Source organism: Enterococcus sp. LX10, assembly GCF_023539285.1.
In the GTDB taxonomy this organism is placed as follows: Bacteria; Bacillota; Bacilli; order Lactobacillales; family Enterococcaceae; genus Enterococcus; species Enterococcus faecalis.
In genome coordinates this window covers 2,013,983-2,036,517 of sequence record NZ_CP092784.1, presented here as the reverse complement: position 1 = coordinate 2,036,517, position 22,535 = coordinate 2,013,983, and the positions used below count along the sequence as shown (strand labels likewise).

At 37.2% G+C, this 22,535-nt stretch carries 19 protein-coding genes, 1 riboswitch and 1 other annotated feature; of the genes, 14 read left to right on the top strand and 5 right to left on the bottom strand.

Annotated features, from left to right (window positions below; translation table 11 throughout):
• Nucleotides 1-65: 65 nt before the first annotated feature.
• The 4 genes from MKZ30_RS09555 to MKZ30_RS09540 all read right to left on the bottom strand — a co-directional run bounded on the left by MKZ30_RS09555 (nucleotide 66) and on the right by MKZ30_RS09540 (nucleotide 4,127).
• Nucleotides 66-617, bottom strand: coding sequence for a DUF5067 domain-containing protein (locus MKZ30_RS09555; RefSeq protein ID WP_010783600.1), 552 nt, complete (start codon nucleotides 615-617; stop codon nucleotides 66-68).
• A 222-nt stretch (nucleotides 618-839) separates the two neighbouring features.
• Entirely contained in the window at nucleotides 840-1,649 is an 810-nt protein-coding gene (locus MKZ30_RS09550) for a TPM domain-containing protein (protein ID WP_033601305.1), read from the bottom strand.
• Complete coding sequence (locus MKZ30_RS09545) at nucleotides 1,646-2,791, bottom strand: TFIIB-type zinc ribbon-containing protein (protein WP_002359695.1); 1,146 nt, start codon at nucleotides 2,789-2,791, stop codon at nucleotides 1,646-1,648. The genes MKZ30_RS09550 and MKZ30_RS09545 overlap by 4 nt, the downstream gene beginning before the upstream one ends.
• 103 nt (nucleotides 2,792-2,894) lie before the next feature.
• Nucleotides 2,895-4,127, bottom strand: coding sequence for an SPFH domain-containing protein (locus tag MKZ30_RS09540; protein WP_002381543.1), 1,233 nt, complete (start codon nucleotides 4,125-4,127; stop codon nucleotides 2,895-2,897).
• A gap of 207 nt (nucleotides 4,128-4,334) precedes the next feature.
• Between MKZ30_RS09540 and pbp4 the strand changes: the two genes are divergently transcribed.
• The 7 genes from pbp4 to MKZ30_RS09505 all read left to right on the top strand — a co-directional run bounded on the left by pbp4 (nucleotide 4,335) and on the right by MKZ30_RS09505 (nucleotide 11,919).
• Nucleotides 4,335-6,377: a penicillin-binding protein PBP4(5) gene (gene pbp4 / locus MKZ30_RS09535; RefSeq protein WP_033601304.1), complete on the top strand. Its 2,043-nt coding sequence runs from the start codon at nucleotides 4,335-4,337 to the stop codon at nucleotides 6,375-6,377.
• A 115-nt stretch (nucleotides 6,378-6,492) separates the two neighbouring features.
• On the top strand, nucleotides 6,493-7,212 hold the full coding sequence (gene tsaB / locus MKZ30_RS09530) for a tRNA (adenosine(37)-N6)-threonylcarbamoyltransferase complex dimerization subunit type 1 TsaB (protein ID WP_010827628.1): 720 nt from the start codon (nucleotides 6,493-6,495) through the stop codon (nucleotides 7,210-7,212).
• The gene (gene rimI, locus MKZ30_RS09525) at nucleotides 7,184-7,738 is read left to right on the top strand and encodes a ribosomal protein S18-alanine N-acetyltransferase (RefSeq protein ID WP_002382714.1); all 555 of its coding nucleotides are present in this window, start codon (nucleotides 7,184-7,186) and stop codon (nucleotides 7,736-7,738) included. Before tsaB ends, rimI (MKZ30_RS09525) begins: the two co-directional genes overlap by 29 nt.
• A 7-nt stretch (nucleotides 7,739-7,745) precedes the next feature.
• Nucleotides 7,746-8,210, top strand: a complete 465-nt coding sequence (rimI, locus tag MKZ30_RS09520; protein WP_249958758.1) for a ribosomal protein S18-alanine N-acetyltransferase — start codon at nucleotides 7,746-7,748, stop codon at nucleotides 8,208-8,210.
• Nucleotides 8,207-9,253, top strand: coding sequence for a tRNA (adenosine(37)-N6)-threonylcarbamoyltransferase complex transferase subunit TsaD (gene tsaD, locus MKZ30_RS09515; protein ID WP_016626731.1), 1,047 nt, complete (start codon nucleotides 8,207-8,209; stop codon nucleotides 9,251-9,253). Before rimI (MKZ30_RS09520) ends, tsaD begins: the two co-directional genes overlap by 4 nt.
• 42 nt (nucleotides 9,254-9,295) lie before the next feature.
• Nucleotides 9,296-9,499, top strand: a binding site (T-box leader).
• Nucleotides 9,500-9,571: 72 nt separating this feature from the next.
• Entirely contained in the window at nucleotides 9,572-11,263 is a 1,692-nt protein-coding gene (gene argS, locus MKZ30_RS09510) for an arginine--tRNA ligase (protein WP_002382717.1), read from the top strand.
• A 155-nt stretch (nucleotides 11,264-11,418) separates the two neighbouring features.
• On the top strand, nucleotides 11,419-11,919 hold the full coding sequence (locus MKZ30_RS09505; protein ID WP_033601302.1) for an HD domain-containing protein: 501 nt from the start codon (nucleotides 11,419-11,421) through the stop codon (nucleotides 11,917-11,919).
• Between the two features lie 81 nt (nucleotides 11,920-12,000).
• On the opposite strand, the gene MKZ30_RS09500 is transcribed toward MKZ30_RS09505, so the two are convergent.
• The gene (locus MKZ30_RS09500) at nucleotides 12,001-12,333 is read right to left on the bottom strand and encodes a helix-turn-helix domain-containing protein (RefSeq protein ID WP_002382719.1); all 333 of its coding nucleotides are present in this window, start codon (nucleotides 12,331-12,333) and stop codon (nucleotides 12,001-12,003) included.
• A 178-nt stretch (nucleotides 12,334-12,511) separates the two neighbouring features.
• On the opposite strand from MKZ30_RS09500, the gene MKZ30_RS09495 reads away from it, so the two are divergent.
• The 7 genes from MKZ30_RS09495 (at nucleotide 12,512) to typA (ending at nucleotide 22,508) form a co-directional block, all read left to right on the top strand.
• Entirely contained in the window at nucleotides 12,512-12,790 is a 279-nt protein-coding gene (locus MKZ30_RS09495) for a hypothetical protein (RefSeq protein WP_010816664.1), read from the top strand.
• The gene (locus MKZ30_RS09490) at nucleotides 12,774-16,460 is read left to right on the top strand and encodes a SpaA isopeptide-forming pilin-related protein (protein ID WP_129276999.1); all 3,687 of its coding nucleotides are present in this window, start codon (nucleotides 12,774-12,776) and stop codon (nucleotides 16,458-16,460) included. The genes MKZ30_RS09495 and MKZ30_RS09490 overlap by 17 nt, the downstream gene beginning before the upstream one ends.
• Nucleotides 16,461-16,628: 168 nt before the next feature.
• Nucleotides 16,629-17,879, top strand: coding sequence for a glycosyltransferase family 2 protein (locus MKZ30_RS09485; protein ID WP_002420020.1), 1,251 nt, complete (start codon nucleotides 16,629-16,631; stop codon nucleotides 17,877-17,879).
• 50 nt (nucleotides 17,880-17,929) lie between these two features.
• A riboswitch (Fluoride riboswitch) is annotated at nucleotides 17,930-17,999 on the top strand.
• Nucleotides 18,000-18,075: 76 nt separating this feature from the next.
• Nucleotides 18,076-19,341 carry a voltage-gated chloride channel family protein gene (locus MKZ30_RS09480; RefSeq protein ID WP_033601293.1) on the top strand — a complete coding sequence of 422 codons (1,266 nt, stop codon included), beginning with the start codon at nucleotides 18,076-18,078 and terminating at the stop codon, nucleotides 19,339-19,341.
• A 49-nt stretch (nucleotides 19,342-19,390) separates the two neighbouring features.
• On the top strand, nucleotides 19,391-19,669 hold the full coding sequence (locus MKZ30_RS09475; RefSeq protein WP_002356679.1) for a UPF0223 family protein: 279 nt from the start codon (nucleotides 19,391-19,393) through the stop codon (nucleotides 19,667-19,669).
• Complete coding sequence (locus MKZ30_RS09470) at nucleotides 19,670-20,452, top strand: inositol monophosphatase family protein (protein ID WP_002420023.1); 783 nt, start codon at nucleotides 19,670-19,672, stop codon at nucleotides 20,450-20,452.
• Between the two features lie 220 nt (nucleotides 20,453-20,672).
• Nucleotides 20,673-22,508 (top strand): translational GTPase TypA, encoded by a 1,836-nt coding sequence (typA, locus tag MKZ30_RS09465; RefSeq protein WP_033601294.1) that lies wholly within the window; start codon nucleotides 20,673-20,675, stop codon nucleotides 22,506-22,508.
• Nucleotides 22,509-22,535: the final 27 nt, after the last annotated feature.

Genomic DNA, 22,535 nt, shown 5'->3' with positions numbered 1-22,535 from the left:
CCATTCAACTCTATGAAGAACAAACCAAAAAAGCAAGTAGAACTAAGTGCCTACTTGCTTACAGACTATTTAATTGTAATTTCTTCAACAGCGATAGGATCTCCCATGCTGAACATACTGTCTCTGAAAGTAAAAGTTACAGGTTTTGTTTCATCAGCAAATTCATAAGGGTATGCTGCTTGGACAGTTGCGCCAGGATTAACTTTTTTATTTAACATGTCAATTCTATCTTTAATCGGAGAATCATTAACAATTCCATAAGTTAAATCTTCTGTTGTATCGCCGGTATTTTGTGATACGCTAACAAAGCTAGAGTATAACATTTGTACATCTTGTGCTTCCTTAGTGTTATTAGTCAAATCAAATAGTACATAAAAGATTGGTTTACCATCGAAACTTGTACCTTTTTGGAATTCGGTGATTTTTAATACACCATCAGGAACAGTCAATGTTCGATCTTTATAAGTCCCTTTATCTTCTTTAGCTTTTGTTTCAGTTGTTGCGGTAGCAGTACTTGAAGTTTTTTTAGTTTTATTAGTGTTGTTTGTTCCAGAACCACATGCACCTAAAATCAGAGTACTAATTAAAACTAATCCTAACATAGAAAATTTTTTCATTTTCACTTTACCTCCCATAGTTTAGTTAATGATTTGTAGCGCTTACTAAATAGTTGAAAACAATCCCCAATTAAATAACTTTGGACTACAAAGCACTTAGTTTAAATGAAAATAAGTATACCGTCCTGTGTAAAAATAACACACCACAGTATACTTATTTTATCATTATTCCATAAAAATAACACCATTATTTTTATGAAATAATGAAAAAAGATAAAAAATCTAAAAACTTCGACCGCCGCCACCGAATGTGCCGCCGCCAGTTGAGTGGGTGGTGCTGCCACCACCGCCCATTCCGCCACTGCCGCCATTGTTTTTAGGAATACGACGAGTAGTGATGAAAGAGTTGGTTAACTGATCTGTGCGGGAGGTTAAGTTTAACGTTGTTTTTTCCCTAAAAGGATATTGATAACTTGAAAATTTTAATTGATATTTAGAAATATTGATGCCTAAGAAGACCAAGCTGAGTATCAGCGCAGCAGCAAAAGCAATTACCATTTCCAGCGGGGTAATGACTTTATAACGAGTGATTTTACCTGTTTCGCTGTCCACACGATAGTGACCCCCAGGAACCCCTTTATCAACAAATGCTTGAGTTTCCTGAACAAAGGTTTGAGCAGCCGCAAAATAATTTCCTTGACTCATTCCATCCATTACTTTATCTAAGGTATCATCAATTCGTGCATCCGTCATATAATCAATCATGTTTCCAGAAGTAGAGATGTAGACTTTCCGTAAGTCCATATCAATGAGAAAAAGAATCGCATTTTGATCCTTACCAACTTTATTTAAAAGATAATGATCTGCATAGTCTTGTTCATCACCATAAGTATTATTATTTGTGGTCACGATAAAGACAGAGGCTTTGGTCTTTTCTTCTAAAGGTTGTATCTCTTGTTTTAGTTGGTTGATTTGATCAGGTGTCAGTAATTGTGCACCATCATCAATTGAATTTTCAGCCGCCGAAACGGGTAGGGCAAGGCCAAAGGCAAGAAGTATTAGGAAAAAAATAGGTAAAAGTCGTTTTTTCATAGGAAATAACCTCCTAATAAAAAGAGTGCTAAGAGTCCAGCAAAAATGCCTAACGTTGCTAGCCCTAAACGAGTGTAACTAATTGGAAGTACACCGCTTACTTTACCTGTTTGTCCATTCATGGCGTAATAATAAACCTTTTTTGATTGTTCCTGACTGCGATAGGTGACTAACCAAATTGGTAAAAGCATATAGTGATTATTTTCTTGGTTTAGAGAAATATCCGTGCGAACATTTGTCAACGTAGTATAACCAGAAGCAGAGTCCCGTAACAATGATTCCGAATAATCTTGTAATTCTTGTTGGACGTGTTTTTTGATTGCTTCATATTCAATATCGCGTTTTTCTGCTTGAAAACCTGCTAGGTATTGGCTTTTGAAAGGCACTGCTTGATCAATTAAAAATGGTTGAACGCCTTCCACCATTTTTTGTTGGACGTTTTTTGACAAGGCATTTTTAACTAATTCTTTAAACGATAATTTTCCTGAACGTCCCACATTGAAACGTTTTGTTTCGGTGTATTCAATATCACCTACGCGCCAAATGCGAATACTTGTGCCAGTAGCTTGGAGTTGTCCATCGACTTCTGCATCAACGACCCAATAGGGGAAGTAAACCCCAGTTAATTTATCAATTTGATTTTTGCTGAAAAAATCTCGGGGAATGAACCATTTTTTCTTGGTCCAAGCGAGAAATTTTTCAATCGCTTCGTCTTTTTCAATTGTAAAGGGTAAGACGTTTTCTGGTAAAAATTCGCCACTTAATCGACCAGCCAAGACAACTGGATTATGGCAATAATAACAGTATGTGGCTGCTGTTGTTGCATCGGTGACAATTTGAGCGCCACAGCTTGGACAATTAAAAATTTCCATTGTGCCTGCATCGGCAGTTGTTTCATTCTCAGTGGTCTCTGTTTGTTGCGTGGCGGAGGATTCTTCTTCCGCTGTGAAAGTCAAATTTTCCTCGGCGGTCGTTGTTGAGGGATTCTCTAAATGTGCCTCATGTTGCTGTTGCTCATAACGAGTCACTTCTTCTTCCGTGTAAATATTTAAACAATATTCACAATGAAATTTTTGATCTTTGGGATTAAATAAGAGCGGGCCGCCACAGTTGGGGCATTTATGGGTAAATGTTGTTTCCATTGCAACCGTCCTTTCTAATAGAGTGAGTAAATAACAGGAATCTGATTCAAAGAAAAAGGGTAGACTTGTGCCTGACCCTTTTCTTTAATTGTTCACTACTTGCTTATAAAGGAACCCCTTGGAATGGTTTACCACAATGTGGACAGAACTTAGGAATACCATTACTTAAGTCAACAATTTCGCTACATTCACTACATTTCATTTCTAATTTTGGCTTCTCGTTTGTTGGTTTTGGTGTACCACAGTTTGAACAAAACTTCCCAGTGTTTTCAGTCCCACATTGTGGGCAAGTCCAAGTGTCTGTAGACCCTTGTGCGTTTTGCTGGTTTTGTTTTTCTTGCATTTGTTGTTGGTTTGTTTGAGACGCTTGCGCAAAGTAGTTGCCATTCGCATTCATGCCCATACCAACGCCCATAAAGCCGCTCATAGCGCCACCTTCATTTTTACCAGCAGCCTCCATACCACGAGCCAAGGAACCTTGAACATAGCCTTCGCGAACACCTGGATCGCTGAGCATAGCTCCTTCATTTCGCATGTTGATTAATTTTGTTGAATCATCTGTATAAGAAATGCTCGCAACTGCTACAGAAACAATTTCCATGCCGCGATTGGTGCGCCAATCCTCATCAAGTGCAGTTTGCATATATTTGCTTAATTCAACACTTTTTGAGGGAACATAAGAAATACGTTGCCCATCAGCAGACATTTGATTGATTGCTGCTTGCAATGCTGTAATGAACTCTGCCAAATATTGTTCATTAATATCATTAATATCTACTTGCGTTTGATTTTTAGGAATCGCATTAGTATAAAATAGTAAAGGATCTGTAATTTTAATTGAGTAATTTCCGTGTGCACGTAAGAAAAGTTCGGCATTATAAAAATTATCAAAATAGTTTAATGGCGCAGGTGTTCCAAATTTAATGCCTTTAATTTCTTGCAAGTTAATATAAAAAACTTGTTGTTTTTGTGGAGTTACGCCACCAAATTTGAAACGACTGAAGGTCTCTGCAATCGCATCTTTTAAAGAACCGTTAAACATTGAAGGCGCAGAATCATTTTTGACTGTATAATAGCCTTCTTCAGCAGTGTAATCGATGATTTTGCCCCCATCGACAAGAAGCATCATCATGTTGGGATAGACATGTACAACAGAACCATCTGTTAAAACATCGTCCGTTCCTTTACGATTAGAACCACGTTTATCATCTTTACGCACAAAAACACCTTTTGTCATGACGGTTGTGTCCCCCATATTATCAGGTTCAATAACCTCTAGCCATTGATCGGCCAAGCCACCGCCAACTGAACTTGTTGCTGCTTTAATAAGTCCCATGTTCATTCCTCCTAATAAAAAACTAATTGTTACAGCTAGTATACCACACAATGAATGCAGAGAAATCCAACGAAAGCCTGATGAAATGGAAAAAATTGATCAAACTTTATTAAGAAATTAAAAAAAGTATAGGTGAAACACAAGCATTTTAAAAAAAGTTACGTATAATAGAAGAAAAGACATATTATATAGTTAGGGGATTATTGAATGGAACGAAGCAATCGTAATAAAAAATCTTCAAAAAAACCACTTATTCTTGGTGTTTCTGCCTTGGTTCTAATCGCTGCTGCCGGTGGCGGGTATTATGCTTATAGTCAATGGCAAGCCAAACAAGAATTAGCCGAAGCGAAGAAAACAGCTACTAAATTTTTAAACGTATTGTCAAAACAGGAATTTGATAAGTTACCGTCTGTTGTTCAAGAAGCTAGCTTAAAGAAAAATGGCTATGATACTAAATCTGTTGTTGAAAAATACCAAGCAATTTATTCAGGGATTCAAGCAGAAGGAGTCAAAGCTAGTGATGTCCAAGTCAAAAAGGCGAAAGACAATCAATACACATTTACCTATAAATTATCTATGAGCACGCCTTTAGGCGAAATGAAAGATTTGTCTTATCAATCAAGTATCGCCAAGAAAGGCGATACCTACCAAATCGCTTGGAAGCCGTCTTTAATTTTTCCAGATATGTCAGGAAATGATAAAATTTCGATTCAAGTAGATAATGCCAAACGTGGAGAAATTGTCGATCGTAATGGTAGTGGGCTAGCAATTAACAAAGTGTTTGACGAAGTGGGCGTAGTGCCTGCCAAACTCGGTTCTGGCGCAGAAAAAACAGCCAATATCAAAGCTTTTAGTGATAAGTTCGGCGTTTCTGTTGATGAAATCAATCAAAAGTTAAGCCAAGGGTGGGTCCAAGCAGACTCCTTTGTACCAATCACAGTTGCTTCTGAACCAGTGACAGAATTACCAACAGGGGCTGCGACAAAAGATACAGAGTCACGTTATTATCCACTGGGGGAAGCAGCTGCGCAATTAATCGGGTATACGGGCACCATTACTGCAGAAGATATTGAAAAAAATCCAGAGTTAAGTAGTACGGGTGTAATTGGTAAAACTGGCTTAGAACGAGCGTTTGATAAAGAGTTAAGAGGGCAAGATGGTGGCTCACTAGTTATTTTAGATGACAAAGAGAATGTCAAAAAAGCTTTACAAACCAAAGAGAAAAAAGATGGTCAAACGATTAAATTAACGATTGACAGTGGCGTACAACAACAAGCCTTCGCTATATTTGACAAACGCCCTGGTAGTGCGGTCATTACCGATCCTCAAAAAGGCGATTTATTAGCAACGGTTAGTTCACCTTCGTATGATCCTAATAAAATGGCCAATGGTATTTCTCAAAAAGAATATGATGCTTACAATAACAACAAAGATTTACCATTCACAGCACGTTTTGCGACAGGCTATGCACCAGGCTCTACCTTTAAAACAATTACCGGTGCCATTGGTTTAGATGCAGGGACATTGAAGCCAGATGAAGAGCTAGAAATTAATGGCTTGAAATGGCAAAAAGATAAATCTTGGGGCGGCTATTTTGCGACACGTGTAAAAGAAGCAAGTCCAGTCAATCTGCGTACCGCTTTAGTTAATTCAGATAATATTTATTTTGCCCAACAAACATTACGGATGGGAGAAGACAAATTTAGAGCGGGTCTTAATAAATTCATTTTCGGTGAGGAACTAGATTTACCAATTGCCATGACGCCTGCTCAAATTTCAAATGAAGATAAATTTAATTCTGAAATTCTTTTAGCAGATACGGGCTATGGTCAAGGTCAATTGTTAATTTCGCCAATCCAGCAAGCTACCATGTATAGTGTTTTCCAAAATAATGGAACATTAGTCTATCCAAAACTAGTTTTAGACAAAGAAACGAAGAAAAAAGACAATGTAATCAGCGCCAACGCAGCGAATACAATTGCCACAGATCTTTTAGGTAGTGTGGAAGATCCTTCAGGTTATGTTTATAATATGTACAATCCGAACTTCTCATTGGCTGCTAAAACAGGAACAGCTGAAATAAAAGATAAACAAGATACAGATGGCAAAGAAAACAGTTTCCTTCTAACGTTAGATCGTAGTAACAATAAATTCTTAACAATGATTATGGTTGAAAATTCAGGAGAAAATGGTTCTGCAACAGATATCAGTAAACCATTAATTGATTACTTAGAAGCAACCATTAAATAAAAAGAGAAAATGAACGAAACGAGGTTTCTGTAAAAAGAAACCTCGTTTTCCCTTTTTAGAAAAAGGAAAGTGTGCTACAATGAAGCGACTAAATTGTAGAAGGAAAGGGATTCGTGTGCGAATTTTAGCAATAGATACATCTAACCAAACATTGAGTATTGCTGTGTGTGAAAATCAAAAAATTCTGGGAAGTTATACAGCAACGGTTAAAAGAAATCATAGCTTAACATTAATGCCGGCAATTGACTATTTGATGAGTCAATTGAACTTGGCGCCAACGGGAATTGATCGTTTTGTCGTAGCAGAAGGACCTGGATCATACACCGGCTTACGTTTAGGCGTGACGACTGCCAAAACATTGGCCTATACTTTGAAGAAAGAGCTAGTAGGCATTTCCAGTCTACAAACGTTAGCTGCCAATTGTGTTGGGCAAACCGGTTTAGTTGTGCCTCTTTTTGATGCGCGTCGTAAAAACGTCTATGCTGGTGCTTATCGGTTTGTCGATGGCGTGTGGCAAAATGAGTTACCGGACCAACATATTTCATTGCGGGAGTTATTAGAACAACTAAAAAATGAACCAAATCTTTTTTTTGTTGGTGAAGATGTTGAAAAATTCACTGAAGAAATAGCTCAAATCATTCCTCATGGGGAAATTTGTGATGTCCCGCAATGGCAAATTCCTAATGCTGCAGTTTTGGCTGCGTTAGGTAGTGTGGCTGAACCTGTTGAAAATGTTCATGGGTTCTTACCTGCATATTTGAAAAAAGTAGAAGCGGAAGAAAATTGGTTGAAGACACACACGCCTAATGGAGAAAGCTATGTGGAAAAACTTTAATTTTGTGACAAAATACTTTACAAAAAGACGGCAACGGTATATAACTAAAACCATTGCAATGAACCAGCAAGAATTTCAATTGCGTGAAATCACCTACCAAGATATTAAGGATTTACTAGCAATTGAACGTGAAGTTTATGCTGGGGAACTTCCTTGGACGATGTCTGCTTTCATGGCAGAACTTGGCTCAAAAGCGCCGCATCTCTATTTGTTAGCGGCAATTAACGGAAAAACAGTTGGCTTTATTGGTTGTCGAATTCAAGGAACGGATGCACACATTACGAATGTTGCTGTTCACACAGAATACCAAGGCTTAGGTTTAGGTCGTTCTTTAATAGAAGAAACGCGAATTTTTGCCAAGAAAAATCGTTGTGAAACCTTATCGCTAGAAGTACGAATGAGTAATGTTAAAGCCCAACGTTTATATCGAAAAATTGGCTTTGCCTCACAAACGGTGAAAAAAGGCTATTATGACGAAAATAATGAAGACGCACTAGAAATGATAATTGATTTAAAAGAAGAGTGAAGAAAAAATGTTAGTAACAAAAAAAGAAATATCTGTAGCAAATATTGGTGAAGAATTATGGCGTTTTAGTAATTCTTCTTATACAACTGGCTCCCCTTGGACAGAAACACAATTCGCGGAAGATTTTGCTCAGGAAAATAGCGAATATCTTTTTTTAGTTGAAAATGGCCAGTGGTTAGGCTATATTGCCTATCATTTTATTTTAGATGAAGCAGAAATTAGTCACGTTGTTGTGAATGGTCAGAAACAACACCAAGGAATTGGTTGTCAATTAATGAAAGCTTTTAAAGAATATGTTAAAAGTCGTGACATTACACAAATTTTCTTAGAGGTCAGAGAATCGAATACATTAGCTCAACAACTTTATGAGAAAACAGGATTTCGGAAAGTAGCTGTTCGAAAAAATTATTATAAAGAACCGCAAGAAAATGCCTTTGTAATGTGTGCGAAATTAAGGAAGGAAGCCCGATGACAATTTTTACAAAAGAACGTAAATTATTATTAGCTGTGGAAAGTAGCTGTGATGAAACAAGTGTGGCTGTCATTGAAGATGGCGACAAAATTCTTTCCAATATCGTAGCTTCGCAAATTAAGAGCCATCAACGTTTTGGTGGAGTCGTTCCGGAAGTTGCGAGTCGTCATCATGTTGAACAAGTGACGATCTGTATTGAAGAAGCATTAACAGAAGCAAAAGTCACACCAGAAGAACTCAGTGGCGTTGCTGTGACCTATGGGCCTGGGTTAGTCGGTGCTTTATTAATAGGACTTTCTGCAGCAAAAGCATTTGCTTGGGCGCACCAATTACCACTTATTCCAGTCAATCATATGGCTGGGCACATTTATGCTGCCCGTTTTGTGGCACCGCTCGAATTTCCATTGATGGCCTTACTTGTTAGTGGGGGACATACGGAATTGGTCTACATGAAAGAAGATGGCTCTTTCGAAATTGTTGGTGAAACACGTGATGATGCAGCTGGTGAAGCGTATGATAAAGTCGGACGGGTGTTAGGGTTGCCTTATCCTAGTGGCAAAGAGATTGATGCTTTGGCCCATGAAGGCACAGATACCTATCAATTTCCACGGGCGATGCTAAAAGAGGATAACTATGACTTTAGCTTTAGTGGTTTGAAAAGTGCGTTTATTAACACGGTTCATAATGCAGAACAACGTGGTGAAGCACTGTCTACAAAGGATTTAGCCGCAAGTTTTCAGGCGAGTGTGGTAGAAGTATTAGTGGCTAAAACCATTCGTGCTTGTCAAGAATATCCTGTTAAGCAATTGCTAATTGCTGGGGGCGTTGCTGCGAATCAAGGATTACGAGAAGCAATGAGACATGCAATCAGTGAACAATTGCCAACAGTAACATTACTTATTCCGCCATTAAAACTTTGTGGGGATAACGCGGCGATGATTGGCGCTGCCGCTTTTATCGAAGCTGAAAAGAATCATTTTGCTTCGTATAACTTAAATGCAGAACCTGGCGTTAGTTTTATGACAATTAGTGAAGAAGGCTAGCCAGCTAGACAAAAATTTGCTATAATGAAGCCAGTTTAACAATGACATTCGATGATAAAGAGAGTACTTATTTCAACATCAGCTTAGCGATCTTGGGAAGGTGGGAGCCAAGAGTGATCGGAATGAGGAAGCGCACTTTTAGAATTCTGCTGAAAGCAGACGGCAATCACCGTTATCGATGAAGCAGGTCTATCCAAGTAGTATAGACAATTAGAGTGGTACCGCGGGTAAATTCTCGTCTCTGACAAAACAAAATATTTTGTTTTGTCAGAGACGTTTTTGTTTTTTTATACTTACAAATTAATCAGGAGGGTTCTTATGAACAACAAAGAAATCGTAGCAAAAGCGTTACATGATGTTTTAAATGAAGAATTAACGATGGATCAAATCGAACAATTATTGGAAAATCCTAAATCTGTTGATCATGGAGATGTGGCTTTTCCAGCCTTTTCATTAGCTAAAATTTATCGTAAAGCACCACAACAAATTGCAGCAGAATTAGCAGAAAAAATTGATGGCACAAATTTTGAAAAAATTGAAGTGGTAGGACCTTATTTAAACTTTTTCATGAATAAAGAAGCAGTCAGTCAAGCTGTCATTGGCGCAGTAGTCAAAGAAAAAAACAACTACGGAAACAGTACCTTTGGTAATAATGGCAATGTTCCTATTGATATGTCTTCACCAAACATTGCTAAACCAATTTCTATGGGGCACTTACGTTCTACGGTAATCGGGAATTCAATTGCCTTTATTTTAGAAAAAATTGGGTATCAGCCAATTCGGATTAACCATTTAGGTGACTGGGGTACACAGTTTGGTAAGTTAATTGTAGCTTATAAAAAATGGGGTTCTGAAGAAGCAGTCCGCCAACAACCAATTAATGAATTATTGCGCTTATATGTGCAATTTCATGAAGAAGCAGAAGAAAAACCAGAATTAGAGGACGAAGCACGTGCTTGGTTTAAAAAATTAGAAGAAGGAGACCAAGAAGCTAATGAATTATGGAAATGGTTCCGTAGCGAGTCTCTAAAAGAATTTGATAAAATCTATTCCATGTTAGAAGTTGAATTTGATTCATACAATGGCGAAGCCTTTTATAATGATAAAATGGATGAAATTGTTACTTTATTAGAAGAAAAACATTTATTAACAGAAAATCAAGGTGCAGAAATTGTTGATTTGACAGAATATAATTTAAATCCAGCACTTATTCGTAAATCAGATGGTGCGACGTTATATATCACACGGGATTTAGCTGCTGCGCTTTACCGTAAACGGACGTATGATTTTGCCAAATCGCTTTATGTAGTCGGCAACGAACAAAGCAATCACTTCAAACAATTAAAAGCAGTCTTGAAAGAACTAGGGTTTGACTGGTCAGATGATATGGAACACATTCCGTTTGGTTTAATTACTCAAGGCGGTAAAAAATTATCCACACGTAAAGGGAAAATCGTTTTATTAGAAGAAGTATTGAATGAAGCCGTTACTTTAGCAGGAAATCAAATTAACGAGAAAAATCCAGACTTAGCAAATCGTGATGAAGTGGCGAAACAAGTAGGTGTAGGTGCAGTTATTTTCCATGACCTTAAAAATGATCGTCTAAATAATTTCGATTTTGTATTAGATGAAGTTGTTCGTTTTGAAGGCGAAACTGGGCCATATGTTCAATATACGCATGCTCGTGCGATGAGTATTTTACGTAAAGCAAACTTTACACCAGACGCTACACAACGTTATGCACTAAATGACAAGGATAGCTGGGAAGTCGTGAAGTTGTTACAAAAATTCCCTGAAACTGTGATGCAAGCTGCTGAAAAATATGAACCATCTGTTATTGCGAAACATAGCATTCATTTAGCACAAGCGTTCAATAAATATTATGCCCATGTTCGGATTTTGGATGAAGATGATCAAAAAGGGGCACGCTTAGCGTTAGTTTATGCAGTAGCTACTGTTTTAAAAGAAGATTTACGTTTACTAGGATTACATGCACCAGAAGAAATGTAGAAGTTTTTGTGAAAATTTTGCTACGCTGAACGCTAAACTTATTAAGCAAATATTAAAGTTAAGTTACAGATTGAGAAATTCATAGTAATTAAATAGCTGGGGTGCTATACTCGAGTCAAGTTATAAAAGGATTAGAAAAGGTGGCACCCAATTATATGACAGAAAAATGGCGTGAAGACGAAGAATATCTTTCTTATGTAGAAGATTTATTAGCAACCGAAGAAGTCCAAAAATTAGCAGAATACACACAACATATGCATTCAACTCGTTTAGAACATTCAATTAGTGTTTCCTATCATAGCTATAAATTAGCAAAGCGTTGGAACGGCAATGCTCGTGCAACAGCTCGTGCTGGATTATTACATGATTTGTTTTACTATGATTGGCGCACAACAAAGTTTGACGAAGGCTCTCATGCCTATGTTCATCCACGAATTGCAGCCAAAAATGCTGAAAAAATTACAGAGTTGTCTGATTTAGAGCGAGACATTATTATTAAACATATGTGGGGCGCAACTATTGCACCACCAAAATACAAAGAAAGTTACATTGTAACCTTTGTTGACAAATATTGTGCTGTGAAAGAAGCGGCGTTGCCGATGACGACAGCCATGAAAAACAAATGGCGTCAGTATTTTGGCCAACAGTCAATCTAATAAAAAGCTTATCCGGAAGGATAAGCTTTTTTTGTTTAACGTTGACTAAAAAGTCTAACATTCATCTATTTAAAATAAATATTAAAAGTAATTTTGTTCTGTTAATTTCTTTTGAGCATATCGATAGACTGCTTCTTGATTTTCAGTTGTCAATTGTTTGTAAACATTCATAATATTGGTCGGGACAACAAATGGCGTTTCTTCCGTTTCAGGAATACCTAAGATTTCAAGAGGTGATACATCTAAAACTTTAGATAAGGCGACAATTTTATCCCTCCCCATATTTTCAATCATTCCAGTTTCCCATTTCCTGACGGTACTTTTTCCAACACCAACAAAATTTCCAACTTGTTCTAATGTAAGATTTTTCTCCATCCGTTTTTGCTTTAAAAAATTCTCTTTCAAAAAAATCACCTCCGTAAAAACATTCTAGCACAAAAAGTGTCGCAAAAGAAACATGTTTTTTTGAAAGTAGATATAACAAATATAACAAAAAAGTTATTTGATTTTAATGATATTGACGTTTTTTTCACAAAATGATATAATTTCTGTGTCTTATTAGACACTAAGAGTGAAAAAGGGGGAGAGTAAAATGGAATCAAATTTAATACACTCAAAATTGAGAATGAAAGGAAAAAATGTTGAGTGGTTGGCAAATGAAATGACTGCATACGGACAACCAATATCCGCTTCAACGATTTACAAAAAATTAAAAGGAGAAGTTGTTTTCAAAGCAGCGGATATTAAATTGATTTCACAGTTGTTGGATTTGAAGAATGAAGAAATTATGACTATTTTTTTTAGTGAATTAGTGTCTAAAAAGACACATATTGATATTGAAAGGATTGTGATGAATGAAAAAAATTATTAATAAGTTATTTTCACTTTGTTTAATTATCTTTATTATTTTAGGATCTAATACAAGTATTATTTCTTATGCGATGGATAATGAAAGTGGACCGCAAATTCGGTCTATATCTGTGGAGTATCCAGAAAATAAGACGGAAATAGTTGCAACAAAAGATTGGGCAACTGTTTCCTTGGCATTATCAATTTCCGAATTAACAAAGGGCGAGGTCCTTACGTTAAAAATGGCTAGTGAAAAATATTCCTATTCAATGACGCCTTTTGAAATTGGAGATGCACTCCAAGTGATTCCAAATGATGATGGTACTTGGACGATTAAAGCCTTACAAACAATCACAGATTACTCTGCTAACTTACAACTGAAATTGCGATATAATCAAAATTTATCAGAAGATTTTGAAGATCAAGTCGTTTTTACTTTTGGTGATTCACAAAAAGTTGCAATGATTAACATTGGGCAATATGTTGAGAAAGTTCCAGAAACTGAGCTCGTTCGGAAAGTTCCTTTAGGTTTTACGCCAGAAGGAAGAGTTGCTTGGGTCATCTATTTTAACTATAACCAAGCAGGACTTTCAGGTTCAGAAAAAACAACCTTTAAATTTTTAGATAATGTAGGTCCAAACCAAACATTAGCTGTTGACAGTATTGCCGCGTATCTCACCAAGCAGCCTATTTTAGAAGTAAATGGTGAAATGATTCGGAATTTAGAGCATGATGAATACAGTTACGATGCTAGTCAATTTTTCCAAAAACATGCTTCTAAAAGCGGACTTAATTATGAAGCGGAGAAATTTGAAGGAATACCAACGGCTACGGGCAGTTATCTTTCTAACAAAAACGCCTATTATATTTATTTAGAAACAATTCCAAATGAAAATATTCCAAGTGATGCCTTACTATCAAATTACACCTATATGCGTATTTCTAATGAGGGATTCGATGCTTGGGAAGATGAAGACATCGCTTATATCACTGCTGATGAAAATAGTGGAGGAACAGGTCAAGGTGGTGTTATTTTAGAAAAAATAGACGCAGAGACAGCTGAAGTGCTGCAAGGCGCTATTTTCAAACTTGTGAATAAAAAAACACAACAAGTTATTCAAGAGAATTTAAGGACCAATCAATCTGGACAAATCCGTTTAGCTGGTTTAGAACCTGATCAATATGAATTAATTGAGGTTAAAGCACCACCCGGCTATAAATTAGATGCAACGCCAGTATCATTTGAAATTAAATCAGGCCAAACTCAGACGATTCGTCTGAAAAAAGAAAATACACGTTTAGAAAATCAATTAAAAGTAGAAAAAGTAGATGAAAATAATGAGGCGAAGCGTTTAGCGGGTGCTGAGTTTTCGTTGTACGACCAAAAAGATAATTTAATAGAAAAAGGTGTCACGAATGAAAATGGCGAACTGTTATTTTCAAACTTATCACCTGATGGAGAATATTATTTAGTTGAAACGAAGGCGCCTAATGGCTATGAATTAGACGAAACTAAACATCCTATTTCATTTGCTGGAAAAGCCGACTACACTTTAACATATCGGGTGAAGAATACGCAGCAAGTACAAACTGGCTCTATTAAAATTGTCAAACAAGATAAAGACAGCAAAAAACGTTTAGCAGGCGCAGAATTTCAGTGGAAAGATACGGTGACAGGAAAGACAGGAACAGTGACAGTTGGAACCGACGGAACAGTCACAATTCCCAATTTATCCGTCAATCGTACGTATGAACTCACGGAAACAAAAGCACCCGCAGGTTATGTATTAGATAAAACTGTGCATAAAGTCACGTTAACAACTGCACAAGCTAATAAAATAGTGACAGTAACCATTGATAATGTAGCGCAAAAAGGTTCCATCAAAATTGTCAAACAAGATAAAGACAGCAAAAAACGTTTAGCAGGCGCAGAATTTCAGTGGAAAGATACGGTGACAGGAAAGACAGGAACAGTGACAGTTGGAACCGATGGAACAGTCACGATTCCCAATCTATCCGTCAATCGTACGTATGAACTTACGGAAACAAAAGCACCCGCAGGCTATGTACTAGATAAAACTGTGCATAAAGTCACTTTAACAACTGCACAAGCTAATAAAGTAGTGACAGTCACCATTGATAATGTTGCGTTACGTGGCAATTTAAAATTAGTAAAACAAGATGGTTATTCAAAACAACGTTTAGCAGGTGCACAATTTAGATGGCGTGACACAGTGAATGGGAATACAGGCGTAGTAACTGCTAATACTAATGGTGAAGCAACTTTGTATAATTTTTCCGTCAACCGGATTTATGAAATTACAGAAATAAAAGCACCAAATGGTTATATACTTGACAAAACGGTGCATAGAGTTCTTTTACCTTCGAATTATGCTGGCAAAACCTACACGTTTACCAAAAATAATCAAGCACAAAAAGGCGCCATCAAAATTGTTAAGCAAGATGGATATACGAAACAACGTTTAGCAGGCGCACAATTTAAATTCCGAGACACAACCAATAATTATACTGCAACGTTTACAGCGGATAGAAACGGTGAAGTACTGATTCCTGGATTAGCCGGTGATCGTATCTATGAGATCACAGAAATCAAAGCGCCGAATGGCTATATCATAGATAGACGTGTTCATAAAGTTGATTTACGTGGACAAGGTGGTAAAACCTATACATTAGTTTTAAATAATCAAGCACAAAAAAGCGCCATCAAAATTATTAAGCAAGATGGATATACGAAACAACGTTTAGCAGGCGCACAATTTAAATTCCGAGACACAACCAATAATTATACTGCAACGTTTACAGCGGATAGAAACGGTGAAGTACTGATTCTTGGATTAGCCGGTGATCGTATCTATGAGATCACAGAAATCAAAGCGCCGAATGGCTATATCATAGATAGACGTGTTCATAAAGTTGATTTACGTGGACAAGGTGGTAAAACCTATACATTAGTCTTAAATAATCAAGCACAAAAAGGTGCCATCAAAATTATTAAGCAAGATACGGATACAAGAAAACGTTTAGCAGGAGCGAAATTCAGATTTCGCGATACCACCAATAATTATACTGCAACATTTACAGCAAATGGAAATGGTGAAGTACTGATTCCAGGATTATCATCGGATCGTATTTATGAAATCACCGAGATTCAAGCGCCAACTGGGTATGCGTTGGATAGGAAGGTCCATCGGATTGATTTACGAGGTCAAGGCACAAAAACGTATACGTTAGTGTTAAACAATAAAGCAAACTATGGTGCTATCAAAATTATTAAACAAGATGTTGAAACAAAAACACGTTTAGCGGGCGCTGTTTTTGAATGGAAAGATACAACTAATGGCTATACACAAAGAGTGACAACTGGGAGGGATGGTACAGTTACTATCAGTGGACTATCCGTAAACCGAGTGTATGAAATTAGAGAAGTTCAAGCGCCAGCTGGTTATTCACGAAATACTACGCCAACACGCGTCAGTCTGATGCAAAATCATGCGGGTCAAACAATAGCAATTGTTCGAGAAAATCGCAGAATACCAGTTTATAATCCACCGCCACCAACATATTGGCCCTATGTGCCGCCAATCACTAACTATAATCCACCTGTGTACTATAATCCGCCAAGATATTATTATGGGGGATGTGTCATGGTCATTGTGGTGGTGTGTTGGTAAAAAACAAATAGAGAGAAAGGAGTATTTAATGAGTCAATCCGCTTTACCTAAACTTGGGGTGATTTCAACGGGCGCCCTTTTTGTGACTGATTTAATTGGTGTTATTCTTCTTTCAATCGTCACTTCCTACATTCTATACCGTTATTTTTTTAAAAGAGGTCAAATTACATGAGTTATTTATATCAGTTATACAAAGTAATTATGTTCATCTTTTTAACCTATTTATTTACAAGTTTATTTCTCAGTTTTCGAACAAGAAAAAAAACAAGAAGAGAAGTCGAAGTAGCAGAAGAATTTTTCTGCTACTTTCTTGTACCGTGTGTAAACGAGGAGAAAGTCATCGGAGGAACATTAAAAAAACTGGTTGCTTTACCAATTCAGAAAAAAATAATTGCGATTGATGATGGATCAACGGACCAAACCAAAGCAATGATGGACAGTATTGCTGGTCCAATCCAAGTTCTGTCTCGTCAATTTCCCAATGCACAACAAGGCAAAGGCGCCGCATTGAACCACGCTTTCCAAATTGTATTAGCCGATGCAGAAAAAAAAGACTACTCAAGAAATCAAATATTGGTGGGAGTAGTGGATGCAGATGGTTTTTTTAGTGAGAATATTGTCAATGAACTAACTGATGTTTTTGCAGATACGACAATCTGTGCTGCACAAACAAGAATCAAAATGAAAGATGTCACAAATTTTATGTTTATTGCACAAGATGTTGAGTTTTTTACGATTAATAATTTTATTCAAAAGGCGCGTCGAGCAACAAAAACCATCGGACTTGGTGGCAATGGTCAGTTTTTTCGGTTATCCATGATTACCGAACACTTAGGCTATCAGCCTTGGGGAAATGCTTTGTTGGATGACTATGAGTTAACCATTAAATTAATGCTGAAAGAGTTATCGATTGCTTATATTGATGAGGCCTTTATGGCTCAAGAAGCGCTAAAGGATGTGAAGCGGTTTATTCGGCAACGAAGCCGTTGGGTCCAAGGGAATTTAGATTGTCTAGCGTATTTACCCAGGGTGATCAAATCAAAGTCATTAACGCTAAGACAGAAGTGCGGAATCTATTATTTTTTAGCGCAACCCTTTATTAATCTCGTCGCAGGAATTCTCGTTTTTGTTTTAACTGGGCTTCAACTGCAACACTTGTATAGGTTAGGTTTTTCGTTATCTCTAGGTATTAGTTTTGCTTTGGCTGTCAGTATTTCGCTCGTTTTCGGCATTTTTTTTACAATCAACTATTATCGCGAGTTGAAAAGTTTTCAATTAGCAGTACCGGCAAAATTGGGGCTAATTAGTTTACCTTTTACTATTTCCTACATGTACTTAATTTTATTTGTTAGTGTAGTAATGGCTTATTATCGATTTATTAAAGGTAATACTACGTGGATAAAAACGGAACGCAATTGATTTTTTATTGCACTTTCCAGAGTTGCGTGGTATTATTTTTAATAGTTTAATAGCAACATGGTGATGGTGTTCACCACGAACTATTTATTGGACGAATAAATTAATGACGCCTACCAAACGGGAGAAGTGTACCCTTTGGTAGGCTTTTTCTGTACGCTAGGATCGGCGATAAGAAAATTGTAAAGGAGCATGTAAAGTGAAAAAAGAAACAAAGCAACTACTATCAATTGGCGGGTATATGACAAAATGGTTGCTCATTACCGCAATTATTGGTTTATTTATGGGGGCGTTATCCGCCTTTTTTTTAAAGAGTCTCACTTATGTAACAGATGTTCGTTTAGCAAATCCTTGGTTACTCTTTATCCTCCCCATTAGCGGTGTCGTTTTTACGTATTTCTATACGCGTTTTGGGAAAAATGCTAGCCGAGGAAATAACTTAGTGATTGAACAAGGCAATGGCGGGGAAGAAGATATTCCCTTGCGCTTAATTCCGTTAACGTTGTTTGGCACGATTACTACGCACTTATTTGGTGGTTCTGTTGGTCGTGAAGGGACGGCGGTGCAAATGGGGGGCGCAATCGCAAATGCTGTAGGAAAAGTCTTTAAACTGTCCGCTTTGGAACGACAAGTAATTATTATTAGCGGAATTAGTGCAGGTTTTAGTTCTGTTTTTGGCACACCATTAGCGGGAACGGTTTTCGGATTAGAAGTTTTGGCGATTGGAAAAGTTCGTGCAGAGGCACTTTTCCCAAGTTTTTTTGCAGGCTTATTTGCTAATTTTGTGACTGAAAGTTTTGGTGTAACACATACGCATTATCCGATGGGTAAAATTCCGACTTGGTCGGTTGAGCTATTCGTAAAATTATTTTTGGCATCGATTTGTTTTGGCTTGGCAGGTTGGGTTTTTAGTCGTTCTATTGTCTTTTTAAAAAAGACCTACGCAAATTGGTTTGCTAATGTCTACCTTCGTGCGTTTCTTGGGGCGTCCATTGTTGTTCTGTTTGTGCTCATCTTAAACAACCAACGTTATTTAGGCTTGAGTTTACCTTTATTAGAAGATGCATTTGCAGGCAATGCGCAGCCTTTTGATTTTGTTGGGAAATTATTCTTTACGGTGTTATCCTTGGGTGCCGGATTCCAAGGAGGAGAAGTGACGCCATTGTTTGAAATTGGGGCTACGTTAGGGAGTTCTTTGGCCCCTTTGTTACATCTGTCAATTCCTTTTTTAGCAGGTTTAGGATTTATTGGTGTTTTTTCTGGCGCCACGAATACGCCGATTGCTTGTTTCATTATGGGCATTGAACTATTTGGTAGTGAAGCGGCGGTCTATTTTTTCATGGTCTGCTTAATTAGTTTTATGTGTTCAGGAAATAGCGGTATTTATGCTTCACAACAAAGTTTGTATCGCAAAGGAACAGCAGAATATCCTCTCTTTAATGCATTAAAAAATCGACGTAAATAAGATATTTTTTTATGAAAATATGCTAAACTAGAGAAGATGAGGTGAAGACATGAAAGACTATCAATATCCATTAGATTTAGATTGGACGACAGAGGAAATGGTGATTGTCACTAATATGTGGACAGCAGTTGAGCAAGCCAACGAAACAGGCTTACCTGTTGACAAATTTTTAACAACTTATCAACAATTTAAAACGGTCGTTAAAAGTATCGGCGAAGAAAAACGCTTAGGTCGTGAATTTGAAAATGCTTCAGGATATTCGTTATATCGTACGCTTCAACAAGCTAAAAAACAGGGAAGCGGTAAATTAAAGCTGGGGGATGATTAGATGACTGAAACGCAAAAATTTGTTCAAACAATTCAAAGTTGGCTTTTTGAAGCAGCCGATGTGATTCGAATGAACTTGGAATCAGAGTTAACCGTTCAACAGAAAAATGGCCGCACTGATTTAGTGACAAATATGGATGAACAAACCCAAGAATTTTTAATGAATAAAATTCAAACAAATTTTCCCGAAGATCAAATTTTAGGGGAAGAAAAAGGCTACAATACTTTAAAAAGTTTTGCTGGTCGCGTGTGGATCATCGATCCGATTGATGGCACAATGAATTTCGTGATGGAAAGAGAAAATTTTTGTATTATGTTAGCTGTTTATGAAGAGGGCATTGGTAAATTAGGTTTTATCTATGATGTGATGCGAGAAGAACTTTATTGGGGTGGCAAAGGGCTTGGCGTTTATCGGAATAATCAATTATTAAAAGCGCCTACTATGAAAGCCTTGGCAGATGGATTATGGGGCATGAATGCTTACATGCATGGAAAAAATATTCATCACGCAACGGAAATCGGACAAGCAAGCATGGGCGTGCGTATTAGCGGTTGTGCAGGTTTGGAAATTATTGCTATGTTAAAAGGCAACCATCATGGCTATTTATCTAATCTAAGTCCTTGGGATTATGCAGCAGGCTTAGTACTTTTGGAAGAATTTGGGTTTAAATACTCTGGTATTACAGGAAAACCATTAACTTTTGATGGCCGTGAATACTTTATTGCAGCAACTCCTGAAACCTATGATGAAGTATTTACCCGATATTTAAATGAATCGGAATAATCAAAGAAGAGCGTTGCTGAAAGGTAAGGCTCTTCCTCTTTTAAAAGAGAAAAATTTGTAAAAAAATGTCCTTGTTTTCAGAAAAAGCCGAATAATTTCTAAAACTTTCATTATTTTTGCAGGCGAAAGCCTTTTTTTAATGAAAAAAGTTTGCTATAATAAGCAGTCGGCTTTTATGGACTTAAGTAACATAAGCGTATATAGATAAGGAGCAATTAAATTGAAATACAGAGATGATATTCGTAACGTGGCAATTATCGCCCACGTTGACCATGGTAAAACAACCTTAGTAGATGAACTTTTAAAACAATCTGACACTTTAGATGGACACACACAATTACAAGAACGTGCAATGGATTCCAATGCACTTGAAAGTGAACGTGGAATTACTATCTTAGCAAAAAATACAGCCGTAGATTATAACGGTACACGTATCAACATTCTAGATACACCAGGACACGCGGACTTCGGTGGTGAAGTAGAACGTATCATGAAAATGGTAGACGGTGTTGTTTTAGTTGTCGATGCGTATGAAGGAACAATGCCTCAAACACGTTTCGTATTGAAAAAAGCATTAGAACAAAAAGTAACACCAATCGTGGTTGTTAACAAAATTGACAAACCTTCTGCCCGTCCTGAACACGTAGTAGATGAAGTTTTAGAGTTATTCATCGAATTAGGTGCAGACGACGATCAATTAGATTTCCCAGTTGTTTATGCTTCTGCTTTAAACGGAACTTCAAGTGAATCAGATGATCCAGCAGATCAAGCGCCAACAATGGCCCCAATTTTTGATAAAATTATTGAACATGTGCCAGCTCCAGTTGATAATTCAGACGAACCACTTCAATTCCAAGTCTCATTACTAGACTACAACGATTACGTTGGACGTATTGGGATTGGCCGTGTGTTCCGTGGCACAATGAAAGTCGGCGACCAAGTTGCGTTGATGAAATTAGATGGCAGCGTGAAAAATTTCCGTGTAACGAAAATTTTAGGTTTCTTTGGCCTACAACGTGTGGAAATTGATGAAGCAAAAGCGGGCGATTTAATTGCCGTTTCTGGAATGGAAGACATTTTCGTTGGGGAAACAGTTGTAGATGTTCACAATCAAGAAGCATTACCAATTCTACACATTGATGAGCCAACCTTACAAATGACTTTCTTAGTTAACAATTCTCCATTTGCGGGACGTGAAGGAAAATACATCACCGCTCGTAAAATCGAAGAACGTTTAATGGCTGAGTTACAAACAGACGTATCTTTACGTGTTGATCCAATTGGCCCAGATTCTTGGACTGTATCAGGTCGTGGCGAATTGCATTTATCAATTTTAATTGAAAACATGCGTCGTGAAGGCTATGAATTACAAGTTTCTCGTCCAGAAGTTATTGAACGTGAAATTGATGGAGTTAAATGTGAACCATTTGAACGTGTTCAAATTGACACACCTGAAGAATACATGGGTAGCGTGATTGAATCACTAAGTTTACGTAAAGGCGAAATGCAAGATATGATTAATGCCGGTAACGGACAAATGCGTTTAATCTTCTTAGCACCAGCTCGTGGCTTAATTGGTTATTCAACAGAATTCTTATCAATGACTCGTGGTTATGGTATTATGAACCACACCTTCGATCAATACTTACCAATGATTCAAGGAACGATTGGTGGCCGTCATCAAGGTGCACTAGTTTCAATCGATACTGGTAAAGCAACGACTTACTCAATCATGAGTATTGAAGAACGTGGTACAGTTTTCGTTGAACCAACGACAGAAGTTTACGAAGGAATGATTGTTGGGGAAAACAACCGCGACAACGATTTAACTGTGAACATCACAAAAGCTAAACAAATGACTAACGTTCGTTCGGCAACGAAAGACCAAACATCAGTCATCAAAAAACCGAAAAAATTAACGTTAGAAGAATCATTAGAATTCTTGAATGAAGATGAATACTGTGAAGTAACACCAGAAAGCATCCGTTTAAGAAAACAAATTCTTAACAAAAACGAACGCGAAAAAGCAAGCAAGAAAAAGAAAAAAGCTGAATAATTTTTCGACAAATAAACATTTAAACCA